This window comes from Phycisphaeraceae bacterium (assembly GCA_015709595.1).
In the GTDB taxonomy this organism is placed as follows: Bacteria; Planctomycetota; Phycisphaerae; order Phycisphaerales; family SM1A02; genus CAADGA01.
In genome coordinates, this window is record CP054178.1 from 3,234,606 (window position 1) to 3,254,609 (window position 20,004).

Here is a 20,004-nt window from a genome sequence, read left to right on the forward strand (position 1 = left end):
GGGGTCACCGCTCGATCTTCTCGACGCGCGCGACGGCCAGGGCCTGCTCCACGTCGCCGCCGGGTCGGACGCGATACGCGCCGATCACCCTGCCCGAGGCGTCGGTGACGGTGATGACCGCACCGGCGGTGTCCGCGTCGGAAGGCACCAGGCGCTCGCGACCCGCCTCTTCGGCGCGCTGGCGCATCTCTCGCACGCGTTTGTCCGCCTCCTCCAGTTGAGCGGCGAGGCGGTTGCGAAACTCGATGGCCTGCTCGAACTCGTCATCCAGCGCCGCCAGGTCGCCAGTGGCTTCGCCGACGCGGGGCCATGTTCCCGTTCGAAGATTGGTCTGGATGGCGGTCAGCGCCCGGGCCAGTTGGATGTCTTTCACCTCGTTCTCGATCCACGCAGGATCGTTCCACTTCTGGTCGCCGTTGACTGGCCTGTTGATGACCTCGTACTGCCTTCTCGCCTGGATCATCGCCCGGTACTGATCGTTGGTCATGGGTACGCGGAAGCCGTCGTCCGGGTCCACGCCCCACATGGTGCTGTCGGGCTTGCGATGCAGGTTGCGCCCGCTGGGCAGGTGGTAATAGGCGGCGGTCATCTTGAGCTGGCCCATTCGATTGGGCAGGATGCGCACTTCCTGCACGCTGCCCTTGCCGTACGTGCGCTCGCCCAGCACCTTGGCGCGGCCGTTGTCCTGCAACGCGCCGGCGAGAATCTCGCTGGCGCTGGCCGACGTTTCGTTGACCAGCACCACGATGGGGAAGCCGGTCAGCGTGCCGGGCGCCGTCGCCTCATAGACACGTTCGTCGTTACGGGCCTTGATGGACACCACGCGCCCGGATTCAAGGAACATGTCGGCGATGGCCACCGCCGCGTCGAGCTCGCCGCCGGGGTCGAAACGCACGTCGAGAATGAGTCCTTTCAGATCCTGCTTCGCCAGTTCGGAAAGGGCCTTGGCGGTGTCCTCGGTGGTCGTGGAGACGAACTGGGTGATGCGGATGTAGCCGATACCCATTTCAGGGTCGATTCGATAGTCCCACGCCTCCCCGATGCGGCGCATGCCCTTGACCGTGTGCGTGACGATGCGCCGGCGCGTGATGGTGAGCAGTTCCTCCTCGCCGGTGACGCGGCGGACCTTGATCGTCACCTGCGTTCCCGGCTCGCCGGTGAGGATGGCGATGCATTCCTCCGCGCTCTTGCCGCGCGTCGATTCGCCTTCGATCTCCAGCACGGTGTCGCCCGCCATCACCCCCGCTTCGAGGGCGGGCGAGTCGTCCATCGGGGTGACGATGGTGAGGTAGTCATTGACGATGTCGATTTCCGCCCCGATGCCCACGTACGTGCCGCGCAGCTGCTTGTCGAAATCCGCCATGCGCGAGGCGGGTACGAACTCGGTGTACGGGTCGCGCAGCGAGCCGACCATCGCGCCGATGGTGGCTTCCTGCATGCGCTGCAGCGTGGGGGCGTCTGGCTTTTCGACGAAGTTCTCCAGCAGCAGCCCGCGCACGATGACGATGGGGTCGAACCACTCGTAGTCATCCGCCCTCGAGGCGATGGCCAGAGGCAATTGGATGAACAGCGACCCCAGCAGCAGGGCGAGCAGCACCGGGGCAACCTTGGACTTGAGTCGCATGGGGAAACTCCGAAAGGCGGCCAATGATACGACGCTCCTTTCACCGGCCGGATCGCGCCTGGTTACCATCCTGTCGCGGAGTGACGCTTGCGGACCACGAAACCCGCGGTCGCGGCGGCGGATTGGTCATGCCTGCCGCGGATGGGCCTGGATCACGACACCGGGAGCACGGCCATGCTGAATCCTTCACGTCTCCTTCCGAATCCCGCTCTGTGTCTCGCCGTGTTCCTCGGTGTTGAACCCCCCAGCGAACCCGCGAAGCAGGGCTACCTCGGCGCCAACGTGGTGGACAACGGCTCGGGACAGACAGTTTTCACATGGTTCTTTCCCGGCCCGCTCAACGGAGCATCGCTGCGATCCGGCGCCTTCGACCTGCAGCGCCCGGATGTGCTGATCGCGGTCGATGGGCGGCCGATGAACGCGGCGGCGTTCAACGCCTACATCGCGTCGCGCGCCCCCGGAACGACCGTCACCATCGAGTATGAGCCGGCGACAACGCGCGGCACCGCGAACATTCCCGCGTCGGTGGAGACCACCGGCGAGCGCAGAACCATCGCCGTGACGCTGGAGGACAAGGATGAGTGGACGGGCACGATCGGCCGCCCGAACACGCTGACGGACCCGTGGCGCTGGCCTGCGGGGCCGCCGCTTCTTGACCCGTTCGACCAGGCGAACGTGCTCGGCGAACAGGTGGCCGCGCATGGACTGCGTGAGGATGTGGAGCGGCTGACGGGGGTCTTTCAACAGTGGATCGACAAGACCACGGACACGCACATGCTGCCGGTGGTGCGGGCGGGGTTTGAGCGGCCGTTTCAGTTGGCGGAGATTCAGCAAGGGCTGGATGTGCGGCGGCTGATCCCGCGGACGACGCGCGCCGGGGCGACCGCCTCGCTGACAGCCGATCCAGTGCAGTTCTCACGAGACCTGCTCGAAGTGCTGCTCGGCATGGAGGGCGTCGGCGGCTCGTTCGGGCTGGGAGGCGAGTTCGCAAGACCCACAACTGCCGTGGCGGCGCATCTGCGGGGCATCGTTGGGTTCTCGCGGGTCTGGCTCGACATGGCTCTCGGAAAGAGCGAACGCACCGAAGCCGCCGCCCTGCAGTGCATCGAGTTCCTTCGCGTTCCGCGCGGCACGTTTTACATCGGCGGCGAGCACTCCAAACAGCACATCGAGGTCATTCGACGATCGGTCGAAGTCAACTGGAAACCTCTCGCCAACCTTTTGAGCGGCCTGACCACGCGGTTTCCTGCCGAGGTGGTCGCGCTGAGAGAGCGTCCATTGGTTGATCCGCCCGCAGCCCTCGCCGGCGCCGTCGAAGGCACGATCATCGAGGCGTTCGAGAGCCGCGACGGCTGGATCATCGTCGGCGGTCCCGGCCCCAACCGCTACGACATGGCCAAGGTTGTCGCGGTGTACGACATCGGCGGCGATGATGTCTACCACGCCACGGGCCTGCGCCTGGGCACGCGCCTCATCATCGACCTCGAAGGCAACGACACCTACACCGGCACGCCCGAGCAGGGGCCGGGCGGTGCGATCTTCGGGCTGTCGTTCATCGACGACCGCGCGGGCAATGACCGCTACGAGGGGCAGATGCTCTCCTGCGGTGCGGCGATCTACGGCGTTTCCCTCCTCCTCGACCGCGCCGGCGATGACACCTACATCGGCACGGACTGGTCGATGGGAGCGGCCGTGTACGGCGCGGGCATGCTCATCGACCTCAAGGGCAACGACACGTACAAGGGCGAGTTCCTCTGCCAGGGCGTGGGCGGGCCGCGCGGGCTGGGCGCGCTGATTGATGTCGAGGGCGACGACGACTACCAGGCCAACGGGCCGCAGCCGAGCATGTACGGCACGCCCAACGTGTACGCCTCGTTCTCGCAGGGCGTCGGCTTCGGCTACCGCAACTACGCCGCAGGGGGCGTGGGCATGCTCTCCGATCTGGCGGGCAACGACCGCTACGAATCCGGCGAGTTCTCGCAGGGTGGGGCGTACTACTTCGCCTTGGGCGTCCTGCACGATGCGGCGGGTGATGATGTTTATGTCGGCAACCGGTACGGACAGGGCTTCGGCGTGCACCAGGCGCACGGCATCCTCGCGGATGACGGCGGCGATGACACGTACACCTCGATGACCGCCGCGTCGCAGGGGGCGGCGTGGGATATCGGCGCCGGACTGCTCATCGACCGGGGCGGAAATGATTCGTACACCTGCGACGGACTGGGCCAGGGCGGGGCGTCCATGCAAGGGATCGCCATGCTCGTCGATCTGGGCGGCGAGGACCGCTACGAGGCACGGGGCGGGGCAACGCAGGGTGAATCGGGCGGCGACTCGTACCACTACGCCACCACCAAGGCGTTCTCGTTCTCCCTGCTGCTCGACCTGGGCGCGGCGGTGGACTTTTACTCGCGCAACCGTGCCAATGACGCCGTCACCAAGACGGGGGCGATCAACGAGCAGCAGCCGGAGAACTCGAGCGCCTGGGGGTTGGTGATCGACCGGTAGTCCGTCCATGCTGCGGGGTGAAGCTCGGTGCCGAAGACTTCGACCGGAGCGACGGAGAGGCGCCTTCCCGCGACATCCATACACTCCACCCACATGCGCCTGGTCGCGGACCTGATCTACGTTCTGCTGCTGCTGCTCACCCTGCCGGTGTGGCTGGTGCGTCTGCTGGTGACGGGCAAGATTCGGACCGATTGGCCGGCTCGCTTCGGACGCGCCGCCGCGCTGCCGCCGCATGATGCTCCAACGGTGCTGCTGCACGCGGTGTCGGTGGGGGAGGTGAACGCCCTGCGTCATCTGGTGCCGATTCTGCGGGCGCATCCCGATCGACCGCGCGTGGTCATCGCCTGCACCACCGACACCGGCCTGGCGCGGGCGCGCGAACTGTTCGGGGTGGAGCACGCCATCGTACGTTTTCCCCTTGATTTCTCCTTCGCGGTTCGCCGCTTTCTGCGCGCCATCAACCCCGCCGTGGTCGCGCTGGTCGAGCTGGAGGTCTGGCCCACGTTTGTCGCGCTCTGCACCAGGCGAGGGATCCCCGTGTGCGTGATCAACGGTCGTCTCTCCGAGCGGAGCATTGGTCGGTACCGGCGCATCCGGTGGCTGCTGCGCTCCACGTTCGCGCGGCTGGCGGCGGTCGCGGCACAGAATGAGTCGTACGCCGCGCGTTTCGTCGAGATGGGCGTGCCGGCCGACCGCGTGCGCGTCACCGACACGATGAAGTGGGACGCCGCCACGATCGCGGATGACGTACCCGGCGCCGCCGCGCTGGCGGAGTCGATGGGCATCGACCGGTCACGCCCGCTGGTGGTGGGGGGGTCCACCGAGCCGGTCGAGCATCGCCTGCTGCACGAGGCCACGCCGTCCGGCGTGCAGCTGCTGTGCGCCCCGCGGCGTCCTGAGTGGTTCGACGACGCCGCCCGCGACCTGCCGGGATGCGCGCGACGGTCGAAGGGCGATCGAGGCAGCCCCACCGGGCGATTCCTGCTCGACACCATCGGCGAACTGCGGCAGGCGTACGCGCTGGCGGACGTGGTGGTGGTGGGGCGGAGCTTCGGCGAGTTGCACGGCTCGGACATGATGGAGCCGGTGGCGCTGGGCAGGGCGACCATCGTGGGCCCGCGCGTGGATGACTTCCGTGAGACCGTCGCGGCGCTGCTCAAGGGCGGCGGCATCATCCAGACCGACGCGGCGGGACTGCCTGGCGTGATCCGCTCACTGCTGGATGATCCCCTCGCCCGCGCGCAGCTGGCCGAGCGAGGACGCACCGTGGTGCGCCGGCGCCAGGGGGCCAGCGCACGTCACGCGGCGCTGATCCTCTCGCTTGCGAAGAACGGTCCTGGTTCTTCCTGGGAGATCGATCATCATGCGTGAGTTCTCCCTGCTCCAGCACGTCTACGCCTCCAATCCGTCGCTGGACCGGCGCGTGCTGATTCCGCCGGGCGACGACATGGCGATGGTGGCGCTTTCAGCCGCGAGCGGCGGGCGTACGGGTAGCGGATGCGTCCTGGCGGCGGTGGATCAACTCGTCGCGGGGCGGCATTTCGACGCGTCAGTCACGCCCGTCGAGCTCGTGGGACGCAAGGCGGTGGCTCGTTCGCTCAGCGACGTCGCCGCCATGGCCGCCAGACCGCTCTGCACGCTGGCCGCTGTCACGCTGCCGCCGGAGTACGGCGAGCCGAACGCCACGCGGCTGTTCGACGCCATGCGTCGCACCGCGGAACAGTTCGAGTGTCCGCTGGTGGGGGGGGACATCGCGTTCCACCCGCGCGGGGGTCTGCCGCTCGTGTGTTCGGTCACGGTGCTGGCCGAGCCGATTGATGAGGCCCATCCGCCCGTCACGCGCCGCGGTGCGCAGCCGGGCGACGGGGTGTACGTGACCGGAACCGTGGGGGGGTCGCTCGGCGCCGACCGGCTCGGAAAGCATCTCACCTTCGATCCGCGCATCAACGAGGCCATCGAGATTCGACTGGCGCTGGGCGATCGGCTGCACGCCATGCTTGACATCAGCGACGGACTGGGACGCGATGCGGCGCATCTGGTCGAGGGTGCGGATCTGACCATCGAAATCGAGGTGAGTCGAATCCCCCTCACGCCGGGCCGCGCCTGGCGCGAGGCGTTGAGCGACGGTGAGGATTACGAACTGTGCTTTACCGCCGCGGGCCAGGCGCCCGGGCGCGTGCGCAATCTGCCGGTGACGCGCGTCGGGCGCGTGGTGCGCGGGGGCGGATGCGAAGCCGGACGAGCCATCGCCATCACGCCATCCGGTGAGCGGGTGGACATTTCCGTTGCGGGATGGGAGCACGCCGACGCCGACCGGGTCGATCGTTCGTCGCGCGACGAAAGGGGTGATGGTTCGTGATCTTCGAATATCTCACGACCTCGCCGGAAGAGACGTCGCGGCTCGGTGAGCTGCTCGCCGGGTGTCTGCTGCCCGGCGACCTGATCGTTCTGGACGGACCGCTCGGCGCCGGCAAGACCCGCCTGGTGCGCGGGCTGGCCCGCGGGCTGGGCGCCGATGAGCGATCCGTTTCCAGCCCGACCTTTGTGTTGTGTCAGGAGTACCCCTGCGCCGACGAGCGCGTACTGGCCCACATCGACGCCTATCGCATGGCGTCAACGGATGACCTTGAGTCCATCGGCTGGTCGGAACTGAGAGCCGATCCCGACACGATCATCGCCTTGGAATGGCCCAGTCGCGTGGCCGAAGTCATCGACCGCGAGAGGCCCGTCCGCGTCCTGCTGGAGCACGCGGGCGAAACGGAGCGGCGCGTGTCCATCGACGTGCCCGACGCCGCGGCGGAACGGTTCGCTCGGCTTGCGCCGCGCACACGCCCGTGTCCGGCGTGCGGCAGGCCGGCCTCGATGCACGGCCCGGATGCGCCATTCTGCTCCGAGCGTTGCCGCCGGCTCGACCTGGGCGACTGGCTGAGCGAGCGGCATCGCCTCTCGAGGCCGATCAGTCCGGACGATGAACCCGGTGCATGAGTGACCCGGATTTCGTGAAATCGCCGCCACCTGGAGCGGTGGATGCTCCGCATCATGCAAGGGATGACAATGTCTGGAGCACGTTGCCCGTCCGTGGCGCGTCAACCCCCTCGTCGCACGCGACCGGCCCGGCTCGATCGGCCGCGGGCGCCGCCTCGCTCGGTGGGGGAGGGGAAGGCCTGACCCGCTTCCCGGGCGTCGGCGCTCTGTTCTCGCTCCATCATGGCGCGCCCCCGGGGACTGATCGCGTAGATCTGGAAGCGGTGACCCACCGCCTCCCAGCCGTGCAGGCGGGCGACGCGCTCGCGGATGGACACCAGTTCCGGGTCGGAGAACTCCACATGCTCGCCGGTCTTCACGCACACGAGATAGTCGCGCGGCGCCTTGCCGTAGACGAGTTGATAATGGGCCTGGCGCGAGTCGAAGAGCGCCTGGGTGATGATGCCCGCCTCCTGGAGCAGCTTGATGGTGCGATAGATCGTGGCCTTGGAGACGCGATAGCCGCGCTGCCGCATCTCCAGCAGCAACTCCTCGGCCTCGAACACACCGTCTCGCTCGATGATGGCGTCGAGCACGTCAGCCCGTTCGGGCGTGTACTTGAGATTGAGCGACTTGAGGTAGCGCCGGAACACGGAGCACAGCGGCGCCATGGCCGCGGCGGCGTCCGGCAGTCCGGTGGTAGAGGCCATCGATGGAAGTGGGCGTAAATCCATGCGCACAGTGTACGGGTGCGCGGTAACGCGGTGAGTCGCCATCCTTCGACCGTTTTACATAACGCTTCCTGGGTCGACGATCCCAAGGTTCCCAGGCGAGCCGGACTCGGAAGCACGCCCACAGGAGGACAGGTCAGTCATCGCGCGATCGGAACTGGGCCTCGCCGTTGCGCCCGATGTTCGTCCAGACGATGTCGAACTCCCCTTCGCCGGTGGTGAGTATCCAGCGATCATCGGAGTAGCAGTGCAGCTCCGGCATTCGCCCGGTCTCGGGATTCTTGGAGATGACCAGTCGCCCCTCGACGAGCGTCTCGCCAAAGTCCTCATCCTTCATCCAGTCGAGGAGTTCGGCGGGATACTGCTGGCCCCTGGGCCCACGAAGCGACACACGGGTCTGGAGTTTCACGGTCACGCCTCCCGCACGAATCGTGCTCAGGTGGTTGGTTTCCGATGATTCAACCGCGTCATCAGCCGAAGAGACGCGGAACGGTCTCCAAGTCGCCGGATTCTCCCACGTTCCCAGTATCTCATCGGGACGTGGCGTCTTCAATCGTGAATACGCGGAACCGTCGTCATCTTTGGGCGAAGAAACCTCGGTTTTCACGCCAAACGGGGGATTTTGCATACTCCAAACACCGCAGGGCCTCGAACACGTTGGTCGATCCAGACGGGAACGCGGGCGGATCGACGCAACGTGTGAATCTGCAATAGGTTGCGTCGATCGAAACGGATCGATCCAGGCGTTGGTTTTACATAACATATATTCTCGGACTTCAAGCGGTGCGTGATCGCAAGGGCGCGTAGGTGGTGGGATGCCGCCCGCACCGCATTGTGTTGCGCGCTGACGCCGAGGCCGCCGCTCGTAATCCAGTAACCGTTTCGCACCGAGCGCCAGCCCCGGGTGCTCGTGTGCATCGCACCACGGGGCGACATCCTGATCCGCGTGAACCACCCGACGAGGTTCCAGCCTGAGACGGTGGCACGCGATCAATCGCACGGAGGCGATTGTCATGACGGTAGCAGCAACGCCCACGCCGGTCAAGAGGTTCAGCCGTTCCGCCCGGCACCTGATGCGGTGCCTGATTGCGATCGAAGAAGCTGCGATCCGCGTCGGCAACATCGACGAACAAGGGCGCCCCATCGTCACTCCAAGACAGGCCACCATCGGCGCGAGGATCGGCGTTTCCGCTCGCCAGGTCCGCAACATCCGCGCCGAGTGCATCGCTGCGGGATGGCTCGCGGTCCAGAAAACCGGCCGCGCCTTGCGGTGGTTCATCCTGGTGGCGAGGTCATTTTTTACACGTGACCGTTTCCGCTCAGTTTCCGCTCGCGCGCCGCGCCGTATAGAGAGCGCGCGTGCGTCGGATTCCAGAGAGCACAGAGAGACAAAACCCAATGGGCCTGAACGGCCAATGGGCTCGTGCCGACTGAGTGTGACGAAGACCGACCTGTCGGACCCGCGCCGCCTGCGCGAGATCGCCGAGACCGCCTCGCGCGACATCGGGCGGCACGGTCGGCTCGTCGCTCCAGGCCGAGACGGACTGCGGAAGATCCTGGAGATGGCGGCGCACGCACTGCACACCCGCGGCATCAGGGACGCGGTGCGCGCGTTCTGCGCCATGCTCTGGCACCCCGAGAAACGCCGCACCATCACGCTCGCCGACGAGGACCGCGCCACGGCGATGATGGCCGCGATGGATCGGGAGCGCTATCCGCGCGAAGCGCCCGAGCCAGCCACGCCTCAGCCCAAAACGCCCGAGGAATCCGACGCCTCGATCGTGCGGAAGGCGGTGCAGCGCGCCACGAGCAGACCACGCCAACCAGTCGATGCACGTACAGCACTGCGCAGTTTCCGAGAAGCTCTCACACAACATCACGGCTGGACCCCCGACCGATGGAAACGTGCCATCGAAGCCGCGGGGTTCGGCTCGCTCGTCACAGACACCGGAGGCCCAGAACATGGCGACCGCACGCGCGAAGTACCAACTCCCCTGCCACCGCCCGCCGCACACGCCGAGGCGAGCCACAAGGCCCGCAGCCCCGCGCCAGCTGGGGCTGTTTGCCCCCGCTAACAGCGCACTGACCGCCGATCCTGCACGCCCCCAACCGCCACAAAACCGGAGGACGAACCCGTGACCACGACGACACCCCCCAACACAACACCGAAGCCCGACGCGATCGACGAACTCCTTTCGACGCTCGCCGGAGGCGAACACAGCTTGAAGGTCTACCGCGTCGGTCCGCAGGGACTCGAAATCTGCCAGACGTACACGGTGGACACGTTCTCCGAGGAGGCCGTGGCACGCACCTGGGGCAGCGGGGCGTATGAGCTCCACATCTACGAGCGCGGCAAGCGCGGGATGCAGGCGAAGCGCCCGTTCCGAGTCGCCGCGCCACCTGGTGAGTCCTCGCAGTCCATCGCGCCGCCGCCAAGGCCCGCGCCGCAGAACGCGCCCAGCGCCTACACGATGCCCGCCGAGGCGGGCGTGTTCGGCATGTTGATGCAGATGCAGCAGCAGCAGTTCCAGATGCAATTGGAAGCGGCGAAGGCGGACCGCGCGATGTTCCTGTCTCTCATCGAGAAGATCGGGCAGAAGTCGGACACCATGCCCGAGATCAACGCAATGGAGCAGATGATGCGGTTCGCCGACAAGCTCACACGCAACCAGGACCGCGACGGAGACAGCGCCGACGCCCTGGTCAAGATGGTGCCCGGCATCATCGAGGCGATGAACAAGCCCAGGCAGACGCTGCCACCTTCGATCGCGGTCATGTTAGACCATCAGCGACAGCGCCAGCGCCTTCCGCAGCTCACGCGCAGCGGCGCGCCCACGACAAACGGTGCGATGCCCGGACCGCGTCGATTCGAAAACGGCCAGCCGGTGGAGCCAGCGCCCGCCGCCACCGAGGGCGCGCCGAGCGCGGCACTCCCCGACTCCGTTCAGACGCTCATCCAGGTGCTGCGCATCGCCGTGACTCAGCACGATCCCGACCCGGCGACGTACAGCAACGTGGTGATCGACCTGCTCGGCGAGGACACCATCCAGGCGGCGATCGACGGCTACGACGAGGGGCATTTCGCGGGAATGCTCGGCAACCTGGACCCGGCCCTGGCACAGCGCCGCGACTTCCTGCTGGCCGTGGAGCGGGAGGTCCGCGCCGCATTTCTTGACTCCGAGGGCGATCCAGCCGATACTACTTCCGGAGTGAGTCCGGCGAGTGCATCGAGCCCCCCCATCGATGCCGCTGACGCTTCGCACGCATCCCAACCAGCCGCCCAGCCGACAACTGACGGCGACGCTGCCGCTGCCAAGCGATCCCGACCAAAGGGTGCTCGCGACGTTGCACATAATGCGCGCAGTCGTGCGTGATGCCCTGCACTCGCCTCTACTCCACTCGCTCGCCTCGCGCATTTCTTCACACGTTCACAGCCGCGACCCGATCGACCACTTGCGCGCCGTCGCGCGGTTCCTGGGGGCGGCTGTTTCCTTCAAGGCCGATCCCTTCGGCGTTGAACATCTGCGCACACCCGAGCAGCTGATCGAGGAGATCGAGCAGCACGGCAACGTCGCCGCCGACTGCGATGACCTGGCCATGCTCGCCGCGGCGCTCATCCGGTCGATCGGATTGGAGCCATACTTCGTCGTGGCCGGCCGCACCCAGCGGCTCACGCATGTCTTCCCCGCCGCGCGCGTGCGCGGCGGCGCGATCATCCCGATGGACGTGCAGGAAGGCCTGCCGGTCGGACGGTGGCCGGAGGGCGTCGCGCGTCAAGTCGTATTCAGGGCCATCTGACCATGCTCAACTACCTCGGCACGTGCCCCAAGTCGATGCAGAAGCCGCCCACGGCATCCACCCCAGAACAGGTCGCGCGATCGATCGAGCATCTGACGGTCGAGGCCGAACGTGCGGGCGTTTCACCAGCGCGAGTCGCCGCCGCCCAGCGGATCGCGCTGCTGCAACGCCAACAGCAACGGCGCGCCGCGGCCCAGCGGACACCCGTCCGCGCCGCGGTGGCCCCGCGGCCGCGCGTGGCGGCACGGCCGCGCGTCGCCTCGCCCAGGCGTCCTGCCGCCAACGTCAACCTCGCGCCGCTCCGGCAGCGAATCGCCAACGCGGCCAAAATTCTCGCGGGCATCCCCTCGCGGCTCCAGAAGGCGACGCCAGCGCAAAAAACGAAGCTGCTGGACACGCAGCGGAAGATGCAGGACTTGCTCAGACGACTCCGCGCTCAGCTGGCCAATGCGCAGCGGCGCGGCGGAGGCCTCAGCGGCTGGTACGACGAGGAGATCGGTTTCATCGATTCGATCTTTGGGGGCATCAGCAACATCTTCGCCGCGAGGGAAGCGCGGAAGGCCGCGGAGAAACAGGCGAAGGCCGCGGAGCTGCAAGCCCGGCAGGACCGGACGCAAGCCATCTTCGATGCGCGCCGCGAGGCCGATGATCTGCGCATGCAGGTCGCCAAACTCTCGGCCCTGCCGACGCAGGTGCTGATCCCACCCGCGCCGCCCGCTCCCCCGCCGCCCGCGGCCCCCGCGATGCCGGGATGGGTGATGCCCGTCGCCATCGGCGGCGCGGCCCTGCTGCTGCTTCCCCGACTTCTCAAATGACCGCCTTCCCCAGCCATATCGACGAGTACGGAGAGGCGGTCACGCCGCCGCTGCGCACGCCCACGGAGTACGCCGTGCGCGCGGGCTCCCTGCTGGTCGATTGGATCAAGAGCGCCCAGGCGAAGATCAAGGAGTTCCAGGACGCGGCGGCGCGGGACGGCCGCGCCCTGTCGCTGCCCGAGCGATCGCTCATCAACGCGCTCGGTGAGTTCATCATCTTCGCCCAGCGCGTCAATGAGCTGCAGCGCGAGGCCCTGGTGAAGGCCGGCGGCGGCACGGTGTTTCCCGACGACGTGGATGCACGCATCCAGCAGATGCCGGTAATCCTGCGACACATGCCTCCGGGCACCTACTACGAGCAGCTGACGGAACGCGAGCAGGAGCTGCGGCAGCTGTACAACGTGGTGCGCACGTTCCTGCCTGAGCTCTCCGCGCAGTCGTGGACGATTGCCCGCCAGGTCGCCCAGGACTGGGATCTGACGGCGAAGTCGTGGACGCCCGTCATCGACGGCGCGATGAGCCAGGGCGGCATCCTGGAGCGGCTGGCGGGCTCGGCTGGACTGATCGCCTTGGCGGTCCTGGCGTTTTTCGCGTGGAGGGCGCTCAAGTGAGCAAGCGCACCACCGACAACGGCACCCAGCTGAGCGTCCGCCCCATCGGGCTGGCCAAGGTCATCGAGTACGTCAAAAACGGCAAGACGTTCCGACACAAGTTCACCAGCGCAAAGTCGGTGCTGTACGCCACGACCGACCGCTCCCACCTGGTCATCCCGGCCCGCACCAGCAGCCGCGGCGAAATCGAGGACGACTGAACATGGCGACGACGCTCCTCCTCAGCAACCCGACCAAGCGACGGCGACGACGGCGAAAGACCGCCCGGAGCCGAGCCACCAAGCCACGCACACCGCGGCGCGTCCGCCGCGCTCCCAGGAGAATCACCAGCATGGCACGCAAGCGACGACGAACACGGCGCGCAGCGCCAACCGTGCGCAGGCGACGGAGCCGCCGAGCTTCCGCGCCGCGCGGCAAGATCGACATGCAGTTCCTCATGCAGGGGGCAGGCATCGCGGGCGGCGCCCTGGTGACCGATTTCCTGATCGGGAAAATCCCCATCGCGGCCCTCCAGACATCGCCCTGGGCGCGCGTCGCGGGAAAGGTGGGCATCGCCATCGCGGCCAAGATGCTGCTGCACCGCAGCGCGCCGAAGATCGCCAACGCGCTGGCGCTCGGCGCGATCGCGTCCACGACTCTGGATGCGCTCCGCGCCGCGAATCTCCAGCTGCCGGGCGGCGGCCTCAGCGGATACGACATCGACCCCGACCTGGCCGGATTGATGGGGTACGACCCCGTCACCGGCGAGTTCATCGAGGACGAGGATCCCGCCGCGCTGCTCGGCTGCGACAACATGGCCGGGTACGACTCGGAGCCGGGCCTGAATTTCACGGTGGTTGAGGCCGCGTAACGGCGCGATTGCCATGCCTGGGCGGCGCGGGATCTCCCCGGACCGCGACGCCCCAGGCCTTCCCGATCCCACTCACACACAATCCCCCGAAAGGTGAACCATGTCACGCATCTCAGCAGTCAGAGACATCGTGTGCCGACCGGCACGCGCGGGCAACAACGGATTCCCGATGGATGAGCTCGTGCGGCAGCGCATGCGCCAGATCGCAGGCGGCATCCCGGGCGACGGCGACGCCACGCTCACCACGCCGCAGAGTTACTACCACCGGGTCAACTATCCCACCGCGGGCAGCACGCAATTCCGATTCTTCAACGAACCGCGAGCCCGCGGCATCACCAACCTGGACACGCCCAATCAGTTCCCAGCCAACTACGGCTTCCTGCTGCGCAGCATCAGCTTCGACTTCCTGCCGGCCTTCGATCGCCAGGGCGCTCACTGCAGCGCCACGGTGGCCAACTCGTCCCTCTCGCTGTCGGCGATCGCCGCGGCGACGGCGGACCAGCTGGCGCGGCCCTGGCGGTGGAATGAGAAGGTGCGCGAGCTGATGAGCCAGGGCGTCGTCACGTTCAAAGTGGGACAGCGCGACATCTTCGAGGTGTTCGGGCTCACCAACTTCCCCAGCGGCAAGGGCGTCGTGTCCAACCCCGGCGTGTCCAACATGCTCGACACCAGCGCCGCCGCCAACTCCCTGGGCACCATGATGAACCAGGTGACCAACGGCGCGCCTGTGTTCTGCAACCGCTGGGAGTTCTACGAGCCGTTCCCCATCGCGCCCAACCAGACCTTCGAGCTCACGGTGGACTACCTCACCGCCGTGTCGTTCTCCGAGGCCGGCCGCGGACCGATGGAAGGCGACGCGGGCGCGACGGCGGGCGTTCTCATGTGCGAAATGCTCGGTCAACTGGTCATCCCGGCCGCGCAGGGATGATCGCGGGGCCTCTCTCTCCTGGCGAGCGGAGACGCCCGCCAGGGCATTCTGACTCACACCCCCAACGAAGGACACCCACATGGCGAAGAATCGAGCCAGCAGCAAGCCCGCCGCCTCCAACGACTCCGGGTGCGATGACGACATCATCGCGGCGATCGTCAGCAACCCGAACCTGGTGCGCGTGGACGCATCGGGCGGCGACTTGAAGCCGGTCCTCACGTGCAAGCCAGAAGCGCTGCGGGCGCTCATCGGCGAGCTGAAGGCCGCGCTGCAGGATTGACCGTTCCGGCGCACTGCGGCCCGGAACTGCGGTTGCTCGTGGCACTTTTTTCCAACTTCTCGCGCCACGGGATAGGGCGAAGGCAAGGAAAGCATTATGCGAAGCTGCATCAATCCAGTCGTGGCTGATGTGCTCGGCGAGCTGGGCGGCCAGGCGGGGAACCCGGTCACGAACGCCTACTACTTCACGTACACCAGCGGGCCAATCCTTGCGATCACCGTCGGCCAGGTCGCCAGCCGCTCAATCAACATCACCAGCGGCTACGACTTCATCGTGCAGGGCATCGCGGCCCGGGCGCGCTTCAACGCGGCCAACACGCCCGCGGGCACCGTGCCCCAGGCGAAGATTCCGCGCATCGTGCGCGACACGCTCGCGGGGCAGACCAACGCCAACCTGGGCATGATCCGCTGGGGCTGGTCGATCGCCAACATGCCCTACCAGAACCAGCGCGTTCCGATGGACCTGACGACGGGCGAGCCGGGTGATCCGTGGTTCCTGCCCTCCCGCGTCTACGTGCCCGCCAACTCCACCATCCTGATCGAGGTGGAGAACAACCTGCCCGCGATCGGCGGCGTGGCCACGCCGATCATCGACGTTGAAGTGCTGTTCCAGGGCATCAATGCAACGCCGAGACGATGAGCAAGCACCGAGGCATCTTCCGCGACGGATCGCAGGGGCTCGGCCCTGGCGGCTACAACGCCGTCGCGGCGGGCTTTCGCCGCCCCTTGCCCATCGACCCCACGAGCAACCCGCCCACGCACGAGAACCGCGAGACCTACTCACCCCTTACGGATCTGTTCCCCGAACTGCTCACGCTCAGCGCGAGCTTCACCAGCGTGCCGGTTCCCGCGGGCACTGTGATCGGTGCGGGGCAGGCGGGATGGTTCGGGCTCGGCGAATGGACCGCCGGTCAGAACCCGGGACAGGACTTCCAGGTGTTTGGGATCAGCATCGAGAATATCAGCTGCAACCACACGCCCGGCTCCGTGCCGGGCAATGCCTGGGGGAACGCACGCGGGCTGGGCGCTCAGCTGTGGATCGGCACGAATCTGCCCTCTGTCGTCGGCGCGTGGCGCAGCGGACCAGGGCTGAGCGGAGGCATCGTGTCAACACTGGAGACGAGCGGCGTCGGATCGCTGGGGCTCATCTACCGGCAGTCGTTCCCGCCTGGCAACGCCAGCGACACCGTGCCGATGAAGTTCGTGACGCACAAGCACTTCAGCCCCTTCGTCGATCGCATCCCCCTGGCGACGCAGCTCCAGGCGGCGCTTGTGCTGGACGGTGCCAACGTGAATCTGATCGGCGTGGCTGGCGGCACGGTGCAGGGCTGGGCCGACATTCAGATCAACGTCGGCCTGGTGAACAACCCCAACACGTTCCGCGGCAACCGCTAACGGCCATGGCGCGGGTGAACCCCAACGATCCTGCATCCTACGGTCGGCTCGTGGAGCACGTGCTTGACGAGGAACGGCGTCGCCGACGGGCCAGGCCGGAACATGACCAGGGCGGCGGGATGGCCCCAGGCGGCCACCGCAGCGGCGGAGGAGGCAGCGGCGCGGGTGGAGGCGGCGGAGGCGCTGGCGGGGGTGGAGGCGGCGGAGGTGGAGGCGGCGGAGGTGGAAGGACGATCGGACGCACTCCCCCACCGCTCGGCCATCCCACGCCCGTCATCGGTGTCGAGCTCGGGCCGATCGCCGCGGGCTACGTGGACAACAGCCAGAACATCCAGGCGCTGATGCAGGCCAGCCGGTTCCATCCGTTCAGCGCCACCACGGGCACATTCGCGCTGACGGATTTCGACGTGCTGCGAGGGACATGGGTACTCAACGCGGGCAATCTGCAAAACTCCGTGCTCGGTGCCGTCGGACCCCCCGATCCGAGGAGCGTCGTCACCTACAACGGGTTCACCAGTTACACCGATCTTCATGTCCAGGGCAGCAAGACGACTGTCGGCATCAACACCGCCTGCTGGGTTCTTGCTCGGTATAACCCCGCCACACAGAACGGCTACGCGGTCAGCGCACAACTCGGAACCACCATCCTCATCCAGCGGATTGATGCGGGGGTGCTGGCCACGCTCAGCACCATCCCTCAGGCCTTCACCGCGGCGGACACGTTCGGCTGCCGCATCGTTGGCTCAACGATCCAGGCCACTCTGAACGGCGTGGGGATCGGCTCGGCGATCGACGCCACCTATGGCGCACCGGCCCGTGCGGGAATGGGTGATGCCAGCTCCACCTTGGCAACGAGAATATGGGACTTCTTCAGCATCACGCCGCCTTGAGTGCGATCGATCATCGTCGTGTTCGGCGGTGACGATGCCACCTGAGACCGCGGGCATCGTCGAAACTGACGAGAGTGGCCACCAGCCGCGCCGTCGCGCAGAAACGCGGCTGCTCGTTGCACTTTTTCCCGACTTCTTCGCGCACGGGTGGGGGCAAACGAGCATCAGAATGGCGCGGGCTCATCGTCCGCGGGCACGAGTCGATTGTCGCGCGGGTCAAGCAGCGCGATCAATCGGTCCTGCTCCGGCTCACTCTCGCACGCGCCGCCGCAGAGAACGCGCACCGCGACTTCCACATCATCGCGCCAGTAGGTCGGCCCCGCGGTGTTCTGACTGTTGTCCCACGCCTGGAAGTGCCGCGTGATCGTGGCGTAGAGACGCCCCGTGTGCGACTCTCCCACGTACAGGACTTCGCGCGATGCTCGATCGCGGATGATGTAGACGCCGCTCTCCCCACGCAGCTCGCGAAGCCACGCGGGGTACGGATCGCCCTTGCTCCCTTCAACGGATCGGTAGGTGAGACGTTCCATCGTCAATCCTCATCGTCACGCGGCGGGCGATCGGGGTGAAGAATCCGCTCCACGTCGCGCGCGCCATGAAGGACATGATGCACCAGCACCTCGCAGTCCGTCTCTTCGTAGACGACGAGATACCCATGCACGTTGAGGAACCGCACCGGCTGAGTCGTCAGGTCATCTCGGAAGTGACCAACTCCCGGATTGGCTCCGATGCGCCGAAAGGCCGCGGCGAAACTGGTCTGCACCTTCACCGCTCGATCAAACTCGCCCTGGGACAGGTACCAATCGAGGATGCTGTCCACTTCAGCAGCGGCGGCGCGGCTTACGGAGACTGCTTTCACGACTGGCATTCTGCGCGCGTTTGATCTTCGCTTCAAGCCGCCTCATCAGTTCTTCGACCGGGATCCCCTCGCCCCGGGCAAACGAAGCCCTCGACTCATCGATCAACCGATTGAGGCGCTCCCGCCCCTTCGCCCAGTTCGTGAGGGCGTCGCGCACAACCTCCGCTTCGCTCTTGTAGTGCCCGGATGCCATGACCTGGCCGATGTGCCGGACGACCCGAACGGGAAGCGTCACCTGGATGGAGTTGCCTCGTGCCATGCTGATAGTCTACCATGCAGGCGAGTCGCGGCATAATCCTCATCTTTATGCGAGTGCCACGGATGGCCGACACGCAGCTCCTCATCACCGACCCCCTGCATCGGCAGATGATGCGCGCCACGCGGCCCGAGGCCGCGCGGGTCATCTTCGAATGGCTGACGGCGGAAATCCGCAACCCCAACACCCGCGCCGCCTACTACCGGGCGCTCCAGCAGTGGTCCGAATGGCTGGAGGACCAGGGCGGCACGTTTGAGGCCGCGACGACGCTCCAGGTTGCGTCGTTCATCGAGACGCACCGCGGCAGCCTCGCGACGATCAAGCAGCGTCTGGCGGCCATCCGCGGGGCCTACGGGCGACTGACGGAGCGCGGGGTGATCGACGAGAATCCCGCGCTTCGCGTGCGCGGCCCGCGCTTCAAACGGCTGATCGGTGCGACGACGTGCCTCACGCGCGACGAGGCGACGCGACTGCTCAGCTGCATCGACGGCGACACCGACCGCGACTTGAGGGACCGCGCCGTCATCGCCACCATGCTCTACACGTGGCAGCGCGTGAGCAGCGTCTGCGCGCTCGACCTGGCCGACCTGGTGAGCGACCAGGGCGTGAAGTTCCTTCGCTTCCAGGTGAAGGGGGGACACGCGCACGCCGTGCCCGTTCACTCGAAATTGCGCGTGGTCCTCGACCGCTGGATTGAGCGCCGCGGCGAGTGGGCGGGGCCGCTGTTCGTCGCCACCGACCCGACCAACCTCCGAAAACGCACGTTGACCAGGGCGCGAATGAACCGCGCGATGGTGGCGAACATCATCCGAACACGTTCCAGGCAGGCGGGCATCGAGACGATCGCCACGCCGCACACGATGCGCGCGACCGCCATCACGAATTACCTTGAAAACGGCGGCAATCTGGAGGTTGCCCGCCGCATCGCGCGGCACAAGTCGATCAACACGACCCGGCTCTACGACCGCACCGGGGACGAACTGAAACTGACCGAGGTCGAGCGGGTCAACATCTAGTGGTCGATCCACCGTCACCCCCCAACTTGACGGTGGTGGGGCACTTACCGTAGGGTTTTGAAGATGGAACACCTCTCCCTCCAAGCCGCCGTGCTCCTCAACACAATCCGTATCTCGAATGAAACGATGGGGTCGCCGTGGGATGCGGCACACTTAGATCGCCTCGCCAAGTGCTTCTATTGGGCCATGCAGGGGAAGGACCCATCAGAGCAAAGTGACGAGAGCCCCGTTCCCGCCGATGTCTTGGAAGAGTTCCATCGCGCCCTGCGCACGCTCATGGCCAGGCGAATGATCGATCCAGTCAAGGCGTTCGGGATCGCCAACTTCGCAAAGGCGGACCGAGCCATCAGGAACGCGCGGTCGATGTATGGAGACTTTCCACTGCTGGCGGACCCGCCACCGTTGGAGGACATCGCCGGTGAGGTCGCGCGACTCCGAGAATCAGGAACGGATCATATATTATAGGACTTTATTCTCCTTGGC

Annotated in this window: 24 protein-coding genes and 2 pseudogenes; 19 read left to right on the forward strand and 7 right to left on the reverse strand. The window is 66.8% G+C overall.

The window, feature by feature from the left end; genetic code table 11:
• Nucleotides 1-4: 4 nt before the first annotated feature.
• Nucleotides 5-1,624: a S41 family peptidase gene (locus HRU76_13695; protein QOJ18574.1), complete on the reverse strand. Its 1,620-nt coding sequence runs from the start codon at nt 1,622-1,624 to the stop codon at nt 5-7.
• 174 nt (nt 1,625-1,798) lie between these two features.
• Here HRU76_13695 and HRU76_13700 point away from each other — a divergent pair, with 174 nt between their 5' ends.
• From HRU76_13700 to yacG, 5 genes and pseudogenes are all read left to right on the forward strand, one after another.
• Entirely contained in the window at nt 1,799-4,129 is a 2,331-nt protein-coding gene (locus HRU76_13700) for a hypothetical protein (GenBank protein QOJ18575.1), read from the forward strand.
• A gap of 93 nt (nt 4,130-4,222) precedes the next feature.
• Nucleotides 4,223-5,500: a hypothetical protein gene (locus HRU76_13705; GenBank protein QOJ18576.1), complete on the forward strand. Its 1,278-nt coding sequence runs from the start codon at nt 4,223-4,225 to the stop codon at nt 5,498-5,500.
• Complete coding sequence (locus HRU76_13710; protein ID QOJ18577.1) at nt 5,493-6,488, forward strand: thiamine-monophosphate kinase; 996 nt, start codon at nt 5,493-5,495, stop codon at nt 6,486-6,488. The genes HRU76_13705 and HRU76_13710 overlap by 8 nt, the downstream gene beginning before the upstream one ends.
• Nucleotides 6,485-6,679: pseudogene (locus HRU76_13715) on the forward strand (tRNA (adenosine(37)-N6)-threonylcarbamoyltransferase complex ATPase subunit type 1 TsaE). The gene HRU76_13710 and the pseudogene HRU76_13715 overlap by 4 nt, the downstream one beginning before the upstream one ends.
• A gap of 231 nt (nt 6,680-6,910) precedes the next feature.
• Entirely contained in the window at nt 6,911-7,114 is a 204-nt protein-coding gene (yacG, locus tag HRU76_13720; GenBank protein ID QOJ19198.1) for a DNA gyrase inhibitor YacG, read from the forward strand.
• Between the two features lie 101 nt (nt 7,115-7,215).
• Here yacG and HRU76_13725 read toward each other — a convergent pair whose 3' ends face one another.
• The gene (locus HRU76_13725) at nt 7,216-7,803 is read right to left on the reverse strand and encodes a transcriptional repressor (protein QOJ18578.1); all 588 of its coding nucleotides are present in this window, start codon (nt 7,801-7,803) and stop codon (nt 7,216-7,218) included.
• Nucleotides 7,804-7,960: 157 nt separating this feature from the next.
• Nucleotides 7,961-8,233, reverse strand: coding sequence for a hypothetical protein (locus HRU76_13730; protein ID QOJ18579.1), 273 nt, complete (start codon nt 8,231-8,233; stop codon nt 7,961-7,963).
• Between the two features lie 604 nt (nt 8,234-8,837).
• Here HRU76_13730 and HRU76_13735 point away from each other — a divergent pair.
• The 11 genes from HRU76_13735 to HRU76_13785 all read left to right on the forward strand — a co-directional run bounded on the left by HRU76_13735 (nt 8,838) and on the right by HRU76_13785 (nt 16,500).
• Entirely contained in the window at nt 8,838-9,899 is a 1,062-nt protein-coding gene (locus HRU76_13735) for a hypothetical protein (protein ID QOJ18580.1), read from the forward strand.
• 60 nt (nt 9,900-9,959) lie between these two features.
• Nucleotides 9,960-11,198: a hypothetical protein gene (locus HRU76_13740; GenBank protein QOJ18581.1), complete on the forward strand. Its 1,239-nt coding sequence runs from the start codon at nt 9,960-9,962 to the stop codon at nt 11,196-11,198.
• The gene (locus HRU76_13745; protein QOJ18582.1) at nt 11,158-11,622 is read left to right on the forward strand and encodes a hypothetical protein; all 465 of its coding nucleotides are present in this window, start codon (nt 11,158-11,160) and stop codon (nt 11,620-11,622) included. Before HRU76_13740 ends, HRU76_13745 begins: the two co-directional genes overlap by 41 nt.
• A gap of 35 nt (nt 11,623-11,657) precedes the next feature.
• Nucleotides 11,658-12,437, forward strand: a complete 780-nt coding sequence (locus HRU76_13750; GenBank protein ID QOJ18583.1) for a hypothetical protein — start codon at nt 11,658-11,660, stop codon at nt 12,435-12,437.
• Nucleotides 12,434-13,048 (forward strand): hypothetical protein, encoded by a 615-nt coding sequence (locus HRU76_13755; protein QOJ18584.1) that lies wholly within the window; start codon nt 12,434-12,436, stop codon nt 13,046-13,048. The genes HRU76_13750 and HRU76_13755 overlap by 4 nt, the downstream gene beginning before the upstream one ends.
• Nucleotides 13,045-13,248, forward strand: a complete 204-nt coding sequence (locus tag HRU76_13760; GenBank protein QOJ18585.1) for a hypothetical protein — start codon at nt 13,045-13,047, stop codon at nt 13,246-13,248. The genes HRU76_13755 and HRU76_13760 overlap by 4 nt, the downstream gene beginning before the upstream one ends.
• Nucleotides 13,249-13,421: 173 nt before the next feature.
• The gene (locus HRU76_13765; GenBank protein ID QOJ18586.1) at nt 13,422-13,898 is read left to right on the forward strand and encodes a hypothetical protein; all 477 of its coding nucleotides are present in this window, start codon (nt 13,422-13,424) and stop codon (nt 13,896-13,898) included.
• Between the two features lie 169 nt (nt 13,899-14,067).
• A complete protein-coding gene (locus HRU76_13770; protein ID QOJ18587.1) occupies nt 14,068-14,826 on the forward strand; it encodes a hypothetical protein in 759 nt (252 codons plus the stop codon).
• A gap of 79 nt (nt 14,827-14,905) precedes the next feature.
• Nucleotides 14,906-15,106, forward strand: coding sequence for a hypothetical protein (locus tag HRU76_13775; protein QOJ18588.1), 201 nt, complete (start codon nt 14,906-14,908; stop codon nt 15,104-15,106).
• A 120-nt stretch (nt 15,107-15,226) separates the two neighbouring features.
• Nucleotides 15,227-15,745 carry a hypothetical protein gene (locus HRU76_13780; GenBank protein QOJ18589.1) on the forward strand — a complete coding sequence of 173 codons (519 nt, stop codon included), beginning with the start codon at nt 15,227-15,229 and terminating at the stop codon, nt 15,743-15,745.
• The gene (locus HRU76_13785; GenBank protein QOJ18590.1) at nt 15,742-16,500 is read left to right on the forward strand and encodes a hypothetical protein; all 759 of its coding nucleotides are present in this window, start codon (nt 15,742-15,744) and stop codon (nt 16,498-16,500) included. The genes HRU76_13780 and HRU76_13785 overlap by 4 nt, the downstream gene beginning before the upstream one ends.
• A 142-nt stretch (nt 16,501-16,642) precedes the next feature.
• On the opposite strand, the pseudogene HRU76_13790 reads toward HRU76_13785, so the two are convergent.
• Nucleotides 16,643-16,738: pseudogene (locus HRU76_13790) on the reverse strand (polymer-forming cytoskeletal protein).
• Nucleotides 16,739-16,811: 73 nt separating this feature from the next.
• On the opposite strand from HRU76_13790, the gene HRU76_13795 reads away from it, so the two are divergent.
• The gene (locus HRU76_13795; protein QOJ18591.1) at nt 16,812-17,390 is read left to right on the forward strand and encodes a hypothetical protein; all 579 of its coding nucleotides are present in this window, start codon (nt 16,812-16,814) and stop codon (nt 17,388-17,390) included.
• Between the two features lie 164 nt (nt 17,391-17,554).
• On the opposite strand, the gene HRU76_13800 is transcribed toward HRU76_13795, so the two are convergent.
• The 3 genes from HRU76_13800 to HRU76_13810 are packed head-to-tail and all read right to left on the reverse strand — an operon-like array spanning nt 17,555 to nt 18,508.
• Nucleotides 17,555-17,920 (reverse strand): hypothetical protein, encoded by a 366-nt coding sequence (locus HRU76_13800; protein QOJ18592.1) that lies wholly within the window; start codon nt 17,918-17,920, stop codon nt 17,555-17,557.
• A 2-nt stretch (nt 17,921-17,922) separates the two neighbouring features.
• Entirely contained in the window at nt 17,923-18,249 is a 327-nt protein-coding gene (locus HRU76_13805) for a type II toxin-antitoxin system RelE/ParE family toxin (GenBank protein ID QOJ18593.1), read from the reverse strand.
• On the reverse strand, nt 18,212-18,508 hold the full coding sequence (locus tag HRU76_13810) for a hypothetical protein (protein ID QOJ18594.1): 297 nt from the start codon (nt 18,506-18,508) through the stop codon (nt 18,212-18,214). The genes HRU76_13805 and HRU76_13810 overlap by 38 nt, the downstream gene beginning before the upstream one ends.
• 14 nt (nt 18,509-18,522) lie before the next feature.
• Here HRU76_13810 and HRU76_13815 point away from each other — a divergent pair, with 14 nt between their 5' ends.
• Together HRU76_13815 and HRU76_13820 are read left to right on the forward strand one after the other, a co-directional pair.
• Nucleotides 18,523-19,521 carry a tyrosine-type recombinase/integrase gene (locus HRU76_13815; GenBank protein QOJ18595.1) on the forward strand — a complete coding sequence of 333 codons (999 nt, stop codon included), beginning with the start codon at nt 18,523-18,525 and terminating at the stop codon, nt 19,519-19,521.
• 63 nt (nt 19,522-19,584) lie between these two features.
• Nucleotides 19,585-19,986: a hypothetical protein gene (locus HRU76_13820; protein QOJ18596.1), complete on the forward strand. Its 402-nt coding sequence runs from the start codon at nt 19,585-19,587 to the stop codon at nt 19,984-19,986.
• Nucleotides 19,987-20,004: the final 18 nt, after the last annotated feature.